Source organism: Bacillus sp. UNC125MFCrub1.1, assembly GCF_000701305.1.
Classification (GTDB): Bacteria; Bacillota; Bacilli; order Bacillales; family Bacillaceae; genus Bacillus; species Bacillus altitudinis.
The window spans coordinates 481,468-499,545 of sequence record NZ_KL370769.1 but is presented as its reverse complement, the minus strand read 5'-3'; the positions used below and the strand labels follow the sequence as shown (position 1 = coordinate 499,545).

Annotated in this window: 12 protein-coding genes; all 12 read left to right on the top strand. The window is 42.5% G+C overall.

Going from position 1 to position 18,078, the window contains the following annotated elements:
• Nucleotides 1-57 precede the first annotated feature (57 nt).
• Nucleotides 58-1,755, top strand: a complete 1,698-nt coding sequence (locus N521_RS15275; protein WP_008344758.1) for a proline--tRNA ligase — start codon at nucleotides 58-60, stop codon at nucleotides 1,753-1,755.
• A 75-nt stretch (nucleotides 1,756-1,830) separates the two neighbouring features.
• The gene (locus N521_RS15270) at nucleotides 1,831-6,144 is read left to right on the top strand and encodes a PolC-type DNA polymerase III (protein ID WP_035392051.1); all 4,314 of its coding nucleotides are present in this window, start codon (nucleotides 1,831-1,833) and stop codon (nucleotides 6,142-6,144) included.
• Nucleotides 6,145-6,760: 616 nt separating this feature from the next.
• A complete protein-coding gene (locus tag N521_RS15265; RefSeq protein ID WP_035392050.1) occupies nucleotides 6,761-8,611 on the top strand; it encodes a glycoside hydrolase family 9 protein in 1,851 nt (616 codons plus the stop codon).
• Nucleotides 8,612-8,628: 17 nt separating this feature from the next.
• Nucleotides 8,629-10,737, top strand: a complete 2,109-nt coding sequence (locus tag N521_RS15260) for a glycoside hydrolase family 48 protein (protein WP_008344753.1) — start codon at nucleotides 8,629-8,631, stop codon at nucleotides 10,735-10,737.
• A 79-nt stretch (nucleotides 10,738-10,816) separates the two neighbouring features.
• Nucleotides 10,817-12,043 (top strand): endo-1,4-beta-xylanase, encoded by a 1,227-nt coding sequence (locus N521_RS15255; protein ID WP_035392047.1) that lies wholly within the window; start codon nucleotides 10,817-10,819, stop codon nucleotides 12,041-12,043.
• A gap of 20 nt (nucleotides 12,044-12,063) precedes the next feature.
• Nucleotides 12,064-13,194 carry a glycoside hydrolase 5 family protein gene (locus tag N521_RS15250; protein WP_035392044.1) on the top strand — a complete coding sequence of 377 codons (1,131 nt, stop codon included), beginning with the start codon at nucleotides 12,064-12,066 and terminating at the stop codon, nucleotides 13,192-13,194.
• Nucleotides 13,195-13,435: 241 nt separating this feature from the next.
• A complete protein-coding gene (gene rimP, locus N521_RS15245; protein ID WP_008344744.1) occupies nucleotides 13,436-13,909 on the top strand; it encodes a ribosome maturation factor RimP in 474 nt (157 codons plus the stop codon).
• A 32-nt stretch (nucleotides 13,910-13,941) separates the two neighbouring features.
• Nucleotides 13,942-15,057 carry a transcription termination factor NusA gene (gene nusA, locus N521_RS15240; protein ID WP_007499530.1) on the top strand — a complete coding sequence of 372 codons (1,116 nt, stop codon included), beginning with the start codon at nucleotides 13,942-13,944 and terminating at the stop codon, nucleotides 15,055-15,057.
• 15 nt (nucleotides 15,058-15,072) lie between these two features.
• The gene (gene rnpM, locus N521_RS15235; protein ID WP_008344742.1) at nucleotides 15,073-15,357 is read left to right on the top strand and encodes an RNase P modulator RnpM; all 285 of its coding nucleotides are present in this window, start codon (nucleotides 15,073-15,075) and stop codon (nucleotides 15,355-15,357) included.
• Nucleotides 15,350-15,652, top strand: a complete 303-nt coding sequence (locus N521_RS15230; RefSeq protein WP_007499528.1) for a YlxQ family RNA-binding protein — start codon at nucleotides 15,350-15,352, stop codon at nucleotides 15,650-15,652. Before rnpM ends, N521_RS15230 begins: the two co-directional genes overlap by 8 nt.
• Before the next feature lie 19 nt (nucleotides 15,653-15,671).
• Entirely contained in the window at nucleotides 15,672-17,792 is a 2,121-nt protein-coding gene (gene infB, locus N521_RS15225; protein ID WP_007499526.1) for a translation initiation factor IF-2, read from the top strand.
• On the top strand, nucleotides 17,789-18,067 hold the full coding sequence (locus N521_RS15220) for a DUF503 domain-containing protein (protein ID WP_017359071.1): 279 nt from the start codon (nucleotides 17,789-17,791) through the stop codon (nucleotides 18,065-18,067). Before infB ends, N521_RS15220 begins: the two co-directional genes overlap by 4 nt.
• The last annotated feature ends 11 nt before the right edge of the window (nucleotides 18,068-18,078 follow it).

The window sequence follows — 18,078 nt, the reverse complement described above, 5'->3', positions numbered from 1 at the left end:
TTCTGGGAAACAAGAGTTTTTGTGAGAAGTCCTATTTCTTAAATGAGGTGTAACGACATGAGACAATCCCTGACTTTCATTCCAACTCTTCGAGAGGTGCCGGCAGATGCTGAGGCAAAAAGTCATCAGCTATTAGTAAGAGCTGGATTTATTAGACAAAACACGAGCGGTATCTATCATTATTTGCCGTTAGCACATAAAGTGATTCAGCACATTCAATCCATTGTTCGCAAGGAAATGGAAAAGGCGGGAGCAGCTGAACTGTTAATGCCAGTGCTGCAGCAAGCAGAAATGTGGCAAGAGTCAGGAAGATGGTATACATACGGTCCAGAACTCATGCGTATGAAAGATCGTCACGGCCGCGAGTTTGCACTTGGCCCAACACACGAAGAAGTGATCACATCACTCGTACGCAGTGAAGTAAAATCGTATAAAAAGCTTCCTTTGACACTATATCAAATCCAATCTAAATTCCGTGATGAACAAAGACCTCGCTTTGGGTTATTGCGCGGACGTGAATTTATTATGAAGGACGCCTATTCATTCCACTCTTCACCAGAGAGCCTTGATGACACATACAACAAAATGTTTACAGCTTACTCGAATGTCTTTTCAAAAGTAGGTCTTAACTTTAGACCCGTCATTGCCGATTCTGGGGCAATGGGAGGAAAAGATACACATGAGTTTATGGCACTGTCAGAAGTAGGAGAAGATACAATCGCATACTCTGACACATCTTCCTACGCTGCGAACATTGAAATGGCTGAGGCTGTGTATCACGGAGAAGAAGCAAACCCTGCGGACTTCAAAGAACTTGAGAAAGTACACACGCCGCAGGTAAAGACGATACAAGATGTTGCGGCATTCTTAGAAGTCGCTCCTTCTACATGTATCAAATCTGTCTTGTTTAAAGCGGACGATGCGTATGTACTTGTCCTGACAAGAGGCGATCATGAAGTAAATGATGTGAAAGTGAAAAACTTAGTTGGAGCACAGCTTGTTGAGCTTGCTTCACGTGAGGAAGTACTAGACGTGATCGGAACAGAACCAGGATTTGTTGGACCAGTGAAGCTTGAAGCGGAAGTAACGATTTATGCAGACCACGCTGTAAAAGGAATGACAAACGCAGTTGTAGGTGCAAATGAATCGGATTATCACTATGTCAATGTTAATCCTGCTCGTGATCTGTCAGTGAAGGAATATACAGATCTTCGCTTGATTCAAGAAGGAGACGTTTCTCCAGATGGTGAAGGCACAATCCAGTTCGCAAAAGGAATTGAAGTAGGACAAGTCTTTAAACTAGGCACGCGTTATTCAGAGGCAATGGATGCAACATACCTCGATGAAAATGGACGTGCGCAGCCAATGATCATGGGCTGCTATGGCATCGGAATTTCTAGAACTCTTTCTGCGATTGTTGAACAGCATCATGATGACAAGGGGATTATTTGGCCAGAAACAGTTGCGCCATATGATCTTCATCTACTTGCCTTAAACATGAAAAACGATGCACAAAAGGAACTGGCTGAAACGCTGTATGAGCGTTTACAGGAAGAGGGCTATGATGTCCTTTTCGATGACCGCCAAGAGCGTGCAGGCGTTAAATTTGCCGACAGTGACTTAATTGGACTGCCAATTCGCATTAGCTGCGGGAAACGTTCAGAAGAAGGTATTGTCGAAGTGAAATTCAGAAAATCAGGTGAATCACACGAAGTATCTGTTGATGAACTGATTTCATTTATACGCCAAGCATAAAAAACGAACAAAAAAATGAAGGTACCTCCTGCAAAAAAGAGGTACCTTTCTGATTTGCAAAAGGAGGGTCCTGTCTTGGATGAACAATTACCGATTACCCGGCGGCAATTTCATATATTACTCAATCAGATTCAAATGACAGATGATGACCTCAGTCGTTACTTTGAAGAAGGCGAGATCGTCAAATTGACGGTGCATAAGGCGGCAAAAACGTGGCATTTCCATTTTAAATTTAAGGCGCTTTTGCCTTACCAAGTATATGCAATGTTTTTAAGCAGGCTGACAAATGCATTTTCTCATATTGCACAAGTTACTTGTACGATTGAAGTCAATGATCCGCACATATCTGAAGAGCTCGTTCAATCGTATTGGTCCCATTGTGTGGAAGAGCTTCAAGGGATTTCTCCCCCAATCATCAGCTTGCTTCAACAGCAAAAACCAGCCCTGTCTGGACATAAGATCATCATCAAAACAAAAAGCGAAACTGAGGCTCTAGCCATCAAGAAGAAATATAGCCCAATGCTTCAGGCTGCATTTAAACAAGTTGGTTTTCCAGAACTTCAATTTGATACAGAAATTTTTGTATCAGATCAAGAGATTCAGAAGTTCAGAGAACAAAAACTTGCTGAAGATCAAGAAAGAGCCATGCAAGCCCTTGTTGAGATGGAGAAGAAGGAAAGTGAGGATCAAGAGGAAGCTCCTTCTGGCCCTCTGATGATTGGCTATCAAATCAAAGACAATGAAGAAATACGTACGCTTGATAGTATTATGGACGAAGAAAGACGAATCACCGTCCAAGGGTACGTGTTTGATGCAGAAACGCGCGAACTAAAAAGCGGCAGAACCCTTTGTATCTTTAAAATTACCGATTATACGAATAGTATTTTGATCAAAATGTTTGCGAGAGAAAAAGAAGATGCTCAGCTCATGAAATCCTTGAAAAAAGGGATGTGGGTTAAAGCAAGAGGAAGCATTCAAAACGATACGTTTGTGAGAGATCTTGTCATGATCGCAAATGACGTCAATGAAATGAAACCTCAGCTGAAAGAAGATACTGCACCTGAGGGAGAAAAGCGTGTTGAGCTTCATTTGCATTCGCCGATGAGCCAGATGGATGCTGTCACTGGCATCGGTAGACTTGTTGAACAAGCAAAAAAATGGGGGCATGAGGCCATTGCCCTGACAGATCACGCCGTTGTACAATCCTTTCCAGATGCGTATGCAGCAAGTAAAAAGCATGGCATCAAAATGATGTACGGGGTGGAAATCAATTTAGTCGACGACGGGGTACCGATTGCGTATAATCCAGAGCACCGCTTATTAGAAGATGCGACGTTTGTCGTATTTGATGTTGAGACAACAGGACTCTCTGCTGTGTATGATACGATCATTGAGCTTGCAGCCGTGAAAATCAAAGGCGGGGAAATCATTGACCGCTTTGAGGCATTTGCAAATCCTCATCATCCGTTATCAGCAACAACCATTGAACTAACCGGTATCACGGACGACATGGTGAGAGATGCACCAGATGTGGTCGATGTGGTTCGGGATTTCAAAGAGTGGATTGGACAAGATATCCTTGTTGCTCACAATGCGAGCTTTGATATGGGCTTTTTAAATGCAGCATATAAGCGACTGTTAAAAACAGATAAAGCGTCAAACCCTGTCATCGATACACTAGAACTCGGCCGATTCCTTTATCCAGAATTTAAAAATCACCGGCTGAACACGCTGTGTAAAAAGTTCGATATTGAACTCACGCAGCATCACCGGGCGATTTATGATGCAGAAGCAACTGGTTACCTCATGCTGAAGATGCTAAAAGATGCGGCTGAAAAAGAGATTGCTTACCACGATCAATTGAATGAAAACATGGGGCAGTCCAATGCGTATCAGCGCTCACGTCCTTACCATGCAACCGTGATTGCACAAAATGAGACGGGTCTAAAGAATTTATTTAAGCTTGTTTCACTTTCTCATATTCATTATTTCTACCGCGTGCCGCGTATCCCTCGCTCACAGCTTGAGAAATATCGAGAAGGTTTAATTGTTGGGTCTGCTTGTGATAAGGGTGAAGTGTTTGAAGGGATGATGCAGAAGTCACCTGATGAGGTAGAAGACATTGCCGCATTTTACGACTATTTAGAAGTTCATCCGCCAGAAGTGTATCAGCATTTACTCCAGCTGGAGCTTGTTCGGGATGAACGTGCATTAAAAGAGATCATCACAAACATTGTAAAACTTGGTGAAAAACTGAATAAACCAGTCGTGGCGACTGGAAATGTGCACTACCTGCATCCAGAAGACAAAATTTATCGCAAAATCTTAATTTCATCACAAGGCGGGGCGAATCCACTCAATCGTCATGAACTGCCAAAAGTTCATTTTAGAACAACTGATGAAATGCTAGAAGCCTTCTCTTTTCTTGGAGATGAGAAGGCGAAAGAGATTGTCGTGACGAATACGCAAAAAGTATCTGAGATGGTCGAAAGTATTAAACCAATCAAAGACGATCTTTATACACCAAAAATTGAAGGTGCAGATGAAGAAATTCGGGAAATGAGCTATAACATGGCTCGCAGCATCTACGGTGACGATTTACCGAAAATTGTAGAAGACCGGATTGAGAAAGAATTAAAGAGTATTATTGGTCACGGTTTCGCTGTTATTTATTTAATTTCTCATAAGCTTGTTAAGAAATCACTTGATGATGGATATCTAGTTGGTTCAAGGGGATCAGTTGGTTCATCTCTCGTTGCGACATTAACAGAGATTACAGAAGTGAACCCGCTTGCGCCGCACTATGTATGTCCAAGTTGCAAGCACTCTGAGTTCTTTAATGATGGATCGGTTGGCTCAGGATTTGACCTTCCTGATAAAGACTGTCCTGAATGCGGGACGCCGTATAAAAAAGACGGACACGATATTCCGTTTGAAACGTTCTTAGGTTTTAAAGGAGATAAAGTGCCCGATATCGACTTGAACTTCTCAGGAGAATATCAGCCGATTGCCCATAACTATACGAAAGAGCTGTTTGGTGAAGAGTATGTATACCGCGCAGGTACAATCGGTACCGTTGCAGAAAAAACGGCATATGGTTATGTGAAAGGCTACGCAGGAGATCATAACCTTCATATGAGAGGTGCTGAAATTGACCGGCTCGTACAGGGCTGTACGGGCGTCAAACGGACAACGGGCCAACATCCAGGCGGTATTATCGTCGTGCCGGATTATATGGACATTTACGATTTCTCACCAATTCAATATCCAGCAGATGCGACAGGTTCTGATTGGAAAACGACGCATTTTGATTTCCATTCAATCCATGATAACTTGCTGAAACTAGATATTCTTGGACACGATGATCCAACGGTCATTCGGATGCTTCAGGACTTGAGCGGAATTGATCCAAAAACGATTCCGACAGATGATCCTGAGGTCATGAAAATCTTCCAAGGAACGGAACCTCTCGGTGTCACAGAAGAACAAATTGGATGTAAAACGGGAACACTTGGGATCCCAGAGTTTGGCACAAGGTTTGTTCGTCAGATGCTTGAAGATACAAAACCGACCACCTTCTCGGAGCTTGTTCAGATCTCTGGTCTATCTCACGGTACAGATGTATGGCTCGGCAACGCCCAAGAGCTGATTCATAATAAAACGTGTGAACTAAGCGAAGTGATTGGCTGTCGTGATGATATTATGGTCTATCTGATTTATCAAGGGTTAGAGCCGTCACTTGCCTTTAAAATCATGGAATCTGTTCGTAAAGGGAAGGGACTTCCTCCTGAATGGGAAGAGGAGATGAAGAATAATAACGTACCGAACTGGTACATTGATTCTTGTAAAAAGATTAAATACATGTTCCCTAAAGCCCACGCGGCTGCTTATGTATTAATGGCTGTTCGGATTGCTTATTTCAAGGTGCACCATGCACTTCTGTACTATGCGGCTTATTTTACCGTTCGTGCTGATGATTTTGATATCGAAACGATGACAAAAGGATCGAATGCGATTCGAGCGGTCATGGACGATATTAACTCAAAAGGTCTTGATGCATCACCGAAAGAGAAGAACCTATTAACTGTATTAGAGCTTGCACTTGAAATGTGTGAAAGAGGCTATCACTTTAAAAAAGTAGACCTATACCGATCAAGTGCCACTGAGTTTATCATTGATGGAGACGGGCTAATCCCGCCATTCAACTCCATCCCTGGACTCGGAACAAACGTTGCGTTAAATATTGTACGCGCACGCCAAGATGGTGAATTCCTTTCAAAAGAAGATTTACAAAAACGAGGAAAAGTGTCTAAGACCATCCTTGAGTATTTGGATCGTCAAGGCTGCTTAGAAGCACTTCCTGATCAAAACCAGCTTTCTTTGTTCTAATGTGAAAAATGAAGAGCGCCCTTAAAGGGCGTTTCAGCATGTAGACAAACCCTCGCATTCTTTGTCAGTCCTGCGCTCCGGTGCTCACGAATGTCAAATTCGCTCTGCTCCGGTGCTCGTCCTTCCTAGACTGCAAAGGTTTTCTATCACGCTGAAAAGAAGACAAAGGGCTAAAATCAAGTTCATTTTAGCCCTTTGTCAACAATCTGGAGCGCCCTTAAAGGGCGTTCTTTTTTGTATATACAATAATATTATTATGTTAACTAAATATTTTAACTGGAATTATTTTCTTGTTGGTTCATATATCTTGATTTAACGTCGTGTTTTGAGAGAAGAGATTGTATGTCATTCTTTCTACCCAAATAGAGCAAAAAAGAGAATTTAGCCGTCTGAAATGTTCTCATACGACATATGATCATTTTGGGTACAGTCACATGAAGAATCAGGAGAAAACCCTCGGTGAGCGTCAAGCTGATGGCTGTTTACTATGCACATTTTTGAAACACGCTTGATTCTTTTCAACACTGTACAAAACACGAACGGAATGACAAGGAGGTGGTCATTTCTTGTTCAATGTTTCACGTTTAAGAAAAAAGAAGGGGTGAGAAGTAGGTACATGTCAGATTACAACTATGTAGAGGTGCTTCAAAAATCCATTTTGTTTTACGAAGCCCAGCGTTCCGGAAAGCTTCCTGAAAGCAATCGTCTTAACTGGCGAGGGGATTCTGGACTAGAGGATGGGAAAGATGTTGGTCATGATTTAACAGGCGGCTGGTACGATGCTGGTGATCATGTGAAGTTCGGACTTCCGATGGCCTACTCGGCAGCCGTGCTTGCATGGACAGTCTATGAGTACCGAGAAGCTTACGAAGAGGCAGAGCTGCTTGATGATATGTTAGATCAAATCAAGTGGGCAACCGATTATTTTTTGAAAGCCCATACAGGTCCAAATGAATTTTGGGCACAAGTAGGCGATGGGAACGCGGATCATGGCTGGTGGGGTCCAGCAGAAGTGATGCCGATGAACCGGCCAGCATTTAAAATTGATGAACATTGTCCAGGAACAGAAGTAGCCGCCCAAACTGCAGCCGCTTTAGCAGCAGGTTCAATTATTTTTAAAGAAACAGACGCGCCATATGCAGCAAAGCTTCTCACCCATGCAAAACAGCTTTATGCATTTGCTGACCAATATCGCGGTGAGTATACAGATTGTGTCACCAATGCTCAGCCATTTTATAATTCCTGGAGTGGCTATATTGATGAGCTCATTTGGGGTGGAATATGGCTCTACTTGGCGACAAATGACCAGACCTATTTAAACAAAGCACTAAAAGCAGTAGAAGAATGGCCGAAGGATTGGGACTATACGTTTACGATGTCGTGGGACAATACCTTTTTTGCTTCGCAAATTTTACTTGCGAGAATCACAAAGGAGAAAAGGTTTATCGAATCGACGGAGCGTAATCTCGATTACTGGTCGACGGGTTTTGTTCAAAATGGAAAAGTAGAAAGAATCACTTATACGCCTGGCGGACTAGCGTGGTTAGATCAATGGGGTTCACTTCGTTATACAGCAAATGCTGCATTTTTAGCGTTTGTGTACGCAGATTGGGTCTCTGATCAAGAAAAAAAGAATCGATACCAAACGTTTGCGATCAGGCAAACACACTATATGTTAGGGGATAATCCGCAAAATAGAAGCTATGTCGTTGGGTTTGGCAAAAATCCGCCGATGCATCCACACCATCGAACTGCACATGGCTCATGGTCTAATCAGCTGACAACTCCTTCTTCTCATCGGCACACGCTTTATGGAGCGCTTGTTGGGGGGCCTAATGCACAGGATCAGTATACCGATGACATCTCTGACTATGTATCAAACGAGGTAGCAACAGACTATAATGCCGCCTTTACTGGAAATGTAGCCAAAATGGTACAGCTGTTTGGTCAGGGGCAGTCAAAACTGCCGAATTTTCCGCCTAAAGAAAAAGTGGAAGATGAGTTTTTTGTAGAGGCAGCTGTCATGAGTAACGATACAACATCTACTCAGATCAAAGCCATTCTATACAATCGATCAGGCTGGCCGGCCAGAAGTAGTCAATCACTTTCTTTTAGATATTATGTCAATCTGAGCGAGATATTTGCGAAGGGATTCACTGATAAAGATATTCAAGTGACAGCTGTCTACAATGAAGGCGCTTCCTTATCTCCGTTAACGGTGTATGACGCATCATCCCATATCTATTTTACAGAAATCGATTTTACTGGCGTAGCTATTTTTCCAGGAGGCGAATCGCTTCATAAGAAGGAAATACAGTTCCGGTTATCTGCGCCAAATGGTGCGAATATATGGGATGCCTCAAATGATTATTCCTTTCAAGGATTAACATCCAATATGCAAAAAACAGCGAGAATTCCTGTTTTTGATCAAGGTGATTTAGTATTTGGTACGCTTCCGAATAAATAAATATAAAGGGTGAGGACATGACAAATAAAGAACGGTTTTTAACACTTTATCATCAAATGAAAAACGATGCGAATGGATATTTTTCAAAAGAAGGCATTCCGTATCATTCCGTTGAAACACTCATTTGTGAGGCACCTGATTACGGGCATATGACAACTTCAGAAGCTTACAGCTATTGGTTATGGCTTGAAGCATTGTATGGTCACTACACAGGCGATTGGAGCAAACTAGAAGCGGCTTGGGATAATATGGAGAAGTTTATCATTCCAGTAAACGAAGATGGACATGACGAACAGCCGCATATGAGCTCTTACAATCCATCCAGCCCAGCCACATACGCTTCAGAAAAACCATATCCAGATCAATATCCGAGCCAGTTGACGGGTGCTCGCCCTGCTGGTCAAGATCCAATTGATCAAGAACTGAGGTCAACTTACGGAACGAATGAAACGTATTTAATGCACTGGCTTCTTGATGTAGACAACTGGTATGAATATGGGAATTTGCTCAACCCATCACATATAGCCGCATATGTAAACACATTCCAGCGGGGTCCGCAAGAATCCGTATGGGAGGCCATCCCTCATCCATCACAAGATGATAAAACAGCCGGAAAGCCCAATGAAGGTTTCATGAGCTTGTTCACAAAAGAAAATCAAGCGCCAGCCGCCCAGTGGCGCTACACAAATGCGACGGACGCTGATGCACGTGCGATACAGGCAATGTATTGGGCAAAGGAACTTGGCTATAATGGGTCAGCCTATCTTAATAAAGCGAAAAAGATGGGTGATTTCCTTCGCTACGGAATGTATGATAAATATTTTCAAACAATTGGAAGCGGCAAGCAAGGTAATCCGTATCCTGGAAATGGAAAAAGTGCATGTCATCACTTAATGGCGTGGTACACCTCTTGGGGCGGGGGACTTGGAGAATATGCGAATTGGTCATGGCGTATCGGAGCGAGCCATTGTCATCAAGGGTATCAAAACCCAGTCGCTGCCTACGCTTTATCCTCAGATAAGGGAGGCTTAAAGCCATCGTCACCAACTGCTGCAAGTGATTGGGAAAAGACGTTAAAGAGACAGCTTGAATTTTACGTCTGGCTTCAATCAAAAGAGGGAGCGATTGCAGGAGGTGCTACCAACAGCTGGAATGGAGACTATAGCGCTTATCCTGCAGGAAGAAGCACATTTTATGATATGGCTTATGAAGATGCGCCTGTTTACCATGATCCTCCGTCCAATAACTGGTTTGGAATGCAAGCATGGCCGATTGAGCGTGTAGCAGAGCTTTATTATATCTTTGCAAAAGATGGCGACAAAACATCTGAAAATTTCCAAATGGCCAAATCTGTCATCACAAAATGGGTCAACTATTCACTAGATTATATTTTTATTGGCACTCGTCCTGTGTCGGATCAAGATGGGTATTTTTTAGATGGTCAGGGTCAAAGGATTCTAGGGGGGACAAATGTTGCTGTTGCTACGACGAGTGCACCTGGAGAGTTTTGGATTCCTGGGAATATAGAATGGAGCGGCCAGCCTGACACTTGGAGCGGATTCCAATCTGCAACAGGTAATCCAAATTTAACGGCAGTTACAAAAGATCCTACTCAGGATACTGGTGTACTGGGCAGTCTAATCAAAGCACTCACATTCTTTGCTGCTGCAACACAGAAAGAGACAGGAAACTACACAGCACTTGGCATAAGAGCAAAAGAGACAGCGGCACAGCTCCTTGAGGTCGCTTGGAATTACAATGATGGTGTAGGGATTGTGACAGAGGAAGACAGAGAAGACTACCACCGTTTCTTTAAAAAAGAAGTGTACTTCCCAAATGGCTGGAACGGAACATTTGGTCAAGGAAATCAGATCCCTGGTTCCAGCACCATTCCTTCTGACCCGCAGCGAGGAGGTAACGGAGTGTATACGAGCTTTGCAGATCTTCGTCCGAAAATCAAGCAAGACCCAGCTTGGTCAGCCCTGGAGAGTAAATATCAAGCATCTTTTAATGAAGCAACAGGCAAATGGGAAAACGGAGCGCCAAGTTTTACCTATCACCGTTTCTGGTCGCAAGTTGATATGGCTACGGCTTATGCAGAATACCATCGTCTCATAAACGAATAGAACTTAGTGCAGCTGCCGGCTTTTTTAGTCGGCGGTCTTCTCATGAGATAAATGAAGTGAAAGCAAAGGTGATGTCATCATGGTTAATAAGAAAGAATTTATGAATCATTCATCGAATGGCGGATCACAGGAACAAGAAAATCAAAGCTGGAGAAAAGAAGCAAATAATCGAATCTTACAACATAGACAAAGAGAGCTTGTCATAAACGTCATCGATAAGGAACAAAAGCCAGTTGCCGGAATAGAGGTAGAAATAAAACAAATCAGACATGAATTTGCATTTGGTTCAGCAATGAATGACCAAGTACTATTCAATCAAACGTATGCTGATTTTTTTGTTCAACATTTTAATTGGGCTGTGTTTGAAAATGAGGCAAAATGGTATGCAAATGAGCCTGAACGAGGGAAAATAACATACGAAAAAGCAGATGCCATGCTGAATTTTGCCAATAGACACCAAATTCCAGTGAGGGGGCACGCCTTATTTTGGGAGGTAGAGGATGCCAATCCAAACTGGCTGAAATCATTACCGAATCATGAAGTATATGAAGCCATGAAAAGGCGGCTTGAGCATGCAGGCAATCATTTCAAAGGGAAATTCCGTCATTGGGATGTAAACAACGAAATGATGCATGGTTCATTTTTTAAAGACCGGTTTGGGAAACAGATTTGGAAATGGATGTATGAAGAAACGAAAAAAATTGATCCTCAAGCCTTGCTGTTTGTCAATGATTATAATGTAATCTCATACGGCGAACATCACGCATATAAAGCACATATCAATGAACTTCGTCAGTTGGGGGCACCAGTTGAGGCCATTGGAGTTCAAGGTCACTTTGAAGATCGAGTGGATCCAGTCGTTCTAAAACAAAGACTAGATGTGCTTGCTGAGCTTGGTCTACCGATATGGGTGACAGAGTATGACTCTGTTCATCCGGATGCCAATAGACGAGCGGATAACTTAGAAGCTTTATATCGGGTAGCCTTTAGTCACCCAGCCGTAAAAGGTGTGCTGATGTGGGGATTTTGGGCGGGTGCTCATTGGAGAGGAGAGCACGCTGCCATCGTGAATCATGATTGGTCGTTAAATGAAGCAGGCAGGCGTTATGAAAAGCTTCTACAGGAGTGGACGACACAAAGAGTGGAAAAAACAGATGCGAATGGCCAAGTGACATGTCCAGCGTTTCACGGGACGTATGAGGTTCGAATTGGTGAAGTAAGTAAAATGTTGCAGCAGCAGACGATTGAACTTGACTCAACCAAACATACACCTCTTCAACTAGATATCATCGTACCAGTAGAATAAGAGATTGTGAGGAGAATGGAATGAAAAAATGGGTTCAACGGGTGGCTTGTTTTATGCTGCTGATCACTTTATGGGCGGGTTGGTTCACTCTGACCGTAAAGGCCTCCTCCTATGTGCAAACATCTGGTACACATTTTGTATTGAACAACCACCCATTTTACTTTGCTGGCACAAATAATTATTATTTCCATTACAAATCAAAAAAGATGGTAGATGCTGTTTTTGACGATATGAAGGCAATGGATTTAAAGGTTATTCGTATTTGGGGATTTCACGATGGTACCCCTCAAGAAAACTCAGTCTTACAATCTCGTCCAGGTGTTTATGAAGAATCCGGTTTTCAAAAACTAGACTATGCGATTTATAAAGCAGGGCAGGAAGGAATCAAGCTGGTCATCCCACTCGTGAACAATTGGGATGACTTTGGCGGGATGAATCAATATGTGAAGTGGTTTCAGGCAGGATCACATGATCACTTTTATACAGATCCTCGGATTAAAACAGCTTACAAAAACTATGTGCGCTATGTATTAGAGAGAACCAATACGTACTCAGGTGTTCAATATAAAGATGATCCTGCTATTATGACATGGGAGCTCGCCAATGAGCCGCGCGCTCAGTCAGACCCTTCGGGAAATATACTAGTAAACTGGGCAGATGAAATGAGTGCATGGATCAAATCAATTGACTCGAATCACCTTGTTGCAGTAGGAGACGAAGGGTTCTTTCGCATGACAGGTCATGACGATTGGTTTTACAATGGGGGAGAAGGTGTTGATTGGGATCGTTTGACTGCTCTCCCTCATATTGATTATGGAACCTATCATTTATACCCGGATCACTGGAATCAGTCTGCTGCATGGGGAGTGAAATGGATAAAAGATCATATCACCCGAGGAAACGCAATTGGCAAACCTGTTGTATTAGAAGAGTTTGGCTATCAAAATCAAGTAGCCCGTCCTGATGTATATAATAGCTGGCTGAAGACAATTGAACAGCTCGGAGGCGCAGGTAGCCAATTTTGGATTTTAACAAGCATTCAAGACGATGATTCCCTCTACCCGGATTATGACGGTTTTCGAGTTTTAAAGGAGAGCCGGGAGGCAGGAATCATTCGTGAACACGCCAAAAGAATGAATGAAAAGAACTGATGAAGAATGCCTGTTTATAAGGAACTTCATTTGCATAAAAAAATTGGATATGGTATAGTTTTTATGGAAATGCTAACGATTACCGAGACAAGAGTGGGGAAACCCGCTCTTTTGTATTGAACAGGCAATTTTTGTCTCGACATTATTCATCCGTTTTCTGCTCCCCCTGCTCACAATAAAGCAGGGTTTTTATGCAGAATGATTGATAAGAGCGTTTATCGAAAGCACAAGGAGGAAGAGAATGAGCAAAAAAGTAGTGGACATCGTAAGCGACATGGTACAGCCAATTTTAGATGGCTTACAGCTTGAACTCGTTGATGTTGAATTTGTCAAAGAGGGTCAAAACTGGTTCCTTCGCGTATTTATTGACTCTGACAAAGGCGTCGATATCGAGGAGTGTGCCAAAGTGAGCGAAGCCTTGAGCGAAAAGCTTGATGAGGCAGATCCAATTAGCCAAAACTACTTTCTTGAAGTGTCCTCTCCTGGAGCGGAGCGCCCATTAAAGAAAAAAGCTGATTTTGAAAAAGCACTTGGAAAAAATGTTTTCATGAAAACATACGAACCAATTGATGGTGAAAAGGCATTTGAAGGTGAGCTTACAAGCTTTGATGGTGAGATTGCAACAGTGACAGTGAAGATCAAGACAAGAAAGAAAGAGATCAATATTCCATACGAAAAAATTGCTAACGCAAGATTAGCAGTTTCGTTCAATTAACCTTTTCATTGATATAAGGGGGAACCATAAAAATGAGTAGTGAGTTGTTAGATGCCCTGACTGTTCTTGAGAAAGAGAAGGGCATTAGTAAAGAAATTATTATTGAAGCGATAGAAGCTGCACTCATTTCTGCATACAAGCGTAATTTTAATCAAGCACAAAATGTGCGTGTTGATTTAAACCGTGAAACGGGAACGATTCGCGTATTCGCAAGAAAAGATGTTGTAGATGAAGTGTATGATTCTCGCCTTGAAATCTCTGTAGATGATGCAGCAAATATCAACCCGAATTACATGGTTGGTGACGTGGTTGAAATTGAAGTCACACCAAAAGATTTCGGACGCATTGCAGCTCAGACAGCGAAACAAGTCGTGACGCAGCGAGTGAGAGAAGCAGAGCGAGGTGTGATTTACACTGAGTTTATCGATCGTGAGGAAGACATCATGACGGGAATCGTTCAGCGAATTGACAGTAAATTCATTTACGTGTCACTTGGCAAAATCGAAGCCCTTCTTCCGGTCAACGAACAAATGCCAAATGAGGACTACAAACCACATGACCGCATTAAAGTGTTCATTACGAAAGTAGAAAAAACAACAAAAGGACCACAAATTTATGTATCAAGAACACACCCAGGTCTTTTAAAGCGTTTATTTGAAATCGAAGTGCCAGAAATTTATGATGGTACTGTAGAGCTTAAATCTGTCGCTAGAGAAGCAGGGGACCGTTCTAAAATATCTGTTCGTACAGATGATCCTGATGTTGATCCAGTTGGTTCTTGTGTTGGACCTAAAGGTCAGCGTGTACAAGCAATTGTCAATGAGCTGAAAGGCGAAAAAATTGACATTGTTCATTGGTCGAATGACCCGGTTGAATTTGTTGCCAATGCGTTAAGTCCATCAAAAGTTCTTGATGTCATTGTAAATGAAGAAGATAAGGCGACAACTGTCATTGTCCCTGATTATCAGCTGTCATTAGCCATTGGTAAAAGAGGTCAAAATGCGCGTCTTGCAGCGAAATTAACGAGCTGGAAGATTGACATTAAAAGCGAAACAGATGCAAGAGAACTCGGTATTTTCCCAAGAACTGAAGACTCTGAATCTCTTTTCTTAGAGGCTGAACCAGTAGCTGAGGAATCTGACGAATAAGAGGTGATATAAAAGGTGAAAAGCCGAAAAAAAATCCCGCTTAGAAAATGCGTCGTGACGGGAGAAATGAAACCAAAGAAAGAACTGATTCGCGTTGTTCGTTCAAAAGAAGGTGAAGTGTCTGTTGACGCAACCGGAAAAATGAACGGGCGCGGCGCTTACCTTTCTCTCGATAAAGAAACCATTCTTGCGGCGAAGAACAAACGTAGTTTACAGCAGCAATTTCAGACACAGATTGACGAACACATTTTTGAAGAATTACTAGAACTAGCTGAAAAGGTGAAAAAACCTAATGACTGAATCTGAATGGTATCCTTTGCTTGGTCTAGCAAATCGAGCTCGTAAAGTCGTGTCAGGAGAAGATCTGGTGATCAAAGAAATTAGACATGCGCGTGCTAAGCTGGTTCTTCTTGCAGCAGATGCCTCATCCAACACAGAGAAAAAGGTATCTGACAAATGCAAATTTTACAATGTTCCGGTTAGAAAAGTTGAAGACCGTTCCGTTCTCGGACGTTCTATAGGGAAGGAAGCTCGCGTAGTTGTCGCTGTCACTGACCAAGGCTTCGCTAAGAAGCTCATAAGCTTGCTCGATTAATTTATTTGGGGGTGAACGAATGGCTAAAGTGAGAGTATATGAATACGCAAAAGCCATAGATGTTTCAAGTAAAGATATTATAGCAGCGCTTAAGGATATGAACGTGGAAGTGAACAACCACATGGCGACGCTTGAAGACGACACTGTGAAAAAGCTAGACGCTATCTATAAAAAAGCCAAAGCAAAAGAGACAGCTAACGAGAAACCCGCAGAACAAAAAAAACAATCATCTAACAAAAACAATGATAGAAAGAAGAATGACGTGCAGAATAATCAATTTAATAAAAACAAAAAAAACAACAACCAAAACAAAAACAAAAATAAACGCGGCGGCAACAACAAGGCGCAGCATCAGCAAGCAAGACCTGTGAAGCCGAAAAAAGAGCTTCCTGAAAAAATTGAATTTACAAATTCAATGACAGTCGGCCAGCTTGCTGACGAGCTTGGCAAAGAAACTGCTGAAATCATCAAAAAACTGATGATGCTTGGTGTCATGGCTACGATCAACCAAGAGCTCGATAAAGATACAGTCGAATTAATTGCTTCTGAATATGGTGTTCCAGTAGAAGAAGTCATCATTTTAGAAGAAACTGAACTTGAAAAGTATGAAGTTGAAGATAAAGAAGAAGATATGCAAGTACGCCCTCCAGTCGTAACGATCATGGGACACGTTGACCACGGGAAAACAACGCTTCTTGACAGCATTCGTAAAACGAAAGTTGTTGAAGGCGAAGCGGGTGGAATTACGCAGCATATTGGTGCATACCAAATTGAAGAAAACGGTAAGAAAATCACGTTCCTTGATACACCAGGACACGCAGCTTTCACTACGATGCGAGCACGCGGTGCTGAAGTAACAGATACGACGATCTTGGTCGTTGCAGCAGATGATGGTGTCATGCCGCAAACGATTGAAGCGATCAACCACGCAAAAGCGGCAGAGGTGCCAATCATTGTGGCTGTCAATAAAATTGACAAACCAACAGCGAACCCTGACCGCGTGATGCAGGAATTAACTGAGCATGGTCTTGTACCTGAGGCTTGGGGCGGCGAAACCATTTTCGTTCCTTTATCTGCAAAAACAGGCGAAGGCATTGACGAATTGATCGAAATGATCCTTCTTGTCAGCGAAGTAGCAGAACTAAAAGCCAACCCAAATCGTGCGGCAAAAGGAACTGTGATCGAGGCTGAGCTTGATAAAGGAAGAGGTTCTGTTGCAACCCTTCTCGTTCAAACTGGTACACTTCAAGTAGGTGACCCAATCGTTGTCGGAAATACATTTGGCCGTGTACGTGCAATGGTCAATGACATCGGACGCCGCGTGAAAACAGCAGGACCATCTACACCTGTTGAAATCACTGGTTTAAATGATGTACCGCATGCAGGGGATCAGTTCCTCGTATTCAAAGATGAAAAAACAGCTCGTCAAGTCGGTGAGGCGCGTGCATCTAAACAACTTGATGAACAACGTTCAGACAAAGCGAAATTATCTCTCGATGACCTATTTGAGCAAATCAAACAAGGTGATGTGAAAGATATCAACTTAATCGTAAAAGCAGACGTACAAGGTTCTGCTGAAGCACTGACGGCAGCTCTTCAAAAAATTGAAGTAGAAGGCGTAAAAGTGAAAATCATCCATACGGGTGTTGGAGCGATTACAGAATCTGATATCATTTTAGCAAGTGCTTCTAATGCGATTGTGATCGGATTTAACGTACGTCCTGATGGCAATGCGAAGAGCACAGCTGAAACAGAAAACGTAGATATCCGCTTACACCGCATCATCTACAAAGTCATCGATGAAATTGAAGCTGCGATGAAAGGGATGCTTGACCCTGAATATGAAGAAAAAGTCATCGGTCAAGTTGAAGTTCGTCAAACGTTTAAAGTATCAAAAATCGGTACAATTGCTGGTGGCTATGTCACTGAAGGTACCATTACTAGAGACAGTGGTATCCGCTTAATTCGTGATGGCGTCGTCATCTTTGAAGGTGAAGTCGACGTATTAAAACGATTCAAAGACGATGTGAAAGAAGTTTCACAAGGCTATGAATGTGGTATTACCATTAAGAAATACAATGATATCCGTGAAGGTGATGTCATGGAATCATTCGTTATGCAAGAAATCGAAAGAAAATGATCGGTTATACCGAGTGTGAGTGTATGATCTATGATGCATCCTCACTGAAGGAAAAACGTGCGGTTCTGCAGCGTATCATGACAAGAACGCGCCATAAATTCAATGTGACCATTGCTGAAATGGACTATCAGGATACATGGCAGCGTACTTCGATCGGAATCGCCGTCATTTCCTCCTCCCGGGTTCAAGTGGAAAAGGAACTTCAGCGTGTGTTAAGCTTTATTGATTCTTTTCCGGAAATTGAACGAACGATCACGAAAACTGAGTGGTTTTAATTAGAGGTGAT

Excerpts from the sequence above, each read along its gene's own strand:
- N521_RS15250 (WP_035392044.1), top strand. The coding sequence starts at position 12,064 with ATGAAAAAATGGGTTCAACGGGTGGCTTGTTTTATGCTGCTGATCACT.
- N521_RS15230 (WP_007499528.1), top strand. The coding sequence starts at position 15,350 with ATGACTGAATCTGAATGGTATCCTTTGCTTGGTCTAGCAAATCGAGCT.
- rimP (WP_008344744.1), top strand. The coding sequence starts at position 13,436 with ATGAGCAAAAAAGTAGTGGACATCGTAAGCGACATGGTACAGCCAATT.
- infB (WP_007499526.1), top strand. The coding sequence starts at position 15,672 with ATGGCTAAAGTGAGAGTATATGAATACGCAAAAGCCATAGATGTTTCA.
- N521_RS15265 (WP_035392050.1), top strand. The coding sequence starts at position 6,761 with ATGTCAGATTACAACTATGTAGAGGTGCTTCAAAAATCCATTTTGTTT.
- nusA (WP_007499530.1), top strand. The coding sequence starts at position 13,942 with ATGAGTAGTGAGTTGTTAGATGCCCTGACTGTTCTTGAGAAAGAGAAG.
- N521_RS15220 (WP_017359071.1), top strand. The coding sequence starts at position 17,789 with ATGATCGGTTATACCGAGTGTGAGTGTATGATCTATGATGCATCCTCA.
- N521_RS15260 (WP_008344753.1), top strand. The coding sequence starts at position 8,629 with ATGACAAATAAAGAACGGTTTTTAACACTTTATCATCAAATGAAAAAC.
- N521_RS15255 (WP_035392047.1), top strand. The coding sequence starts at position 10,817 with ATGGTTAATAAGAAAGAATTTATGAATCATTCATCGAATGGCGGATCA.
- N521_RS15275 (WP_008344758.1), top strand. The coding sequence starts at position 58 with ATGAGACAATCCCTGACTTTCATTCCAACTCTTCGAGAGGTGCCGGCA.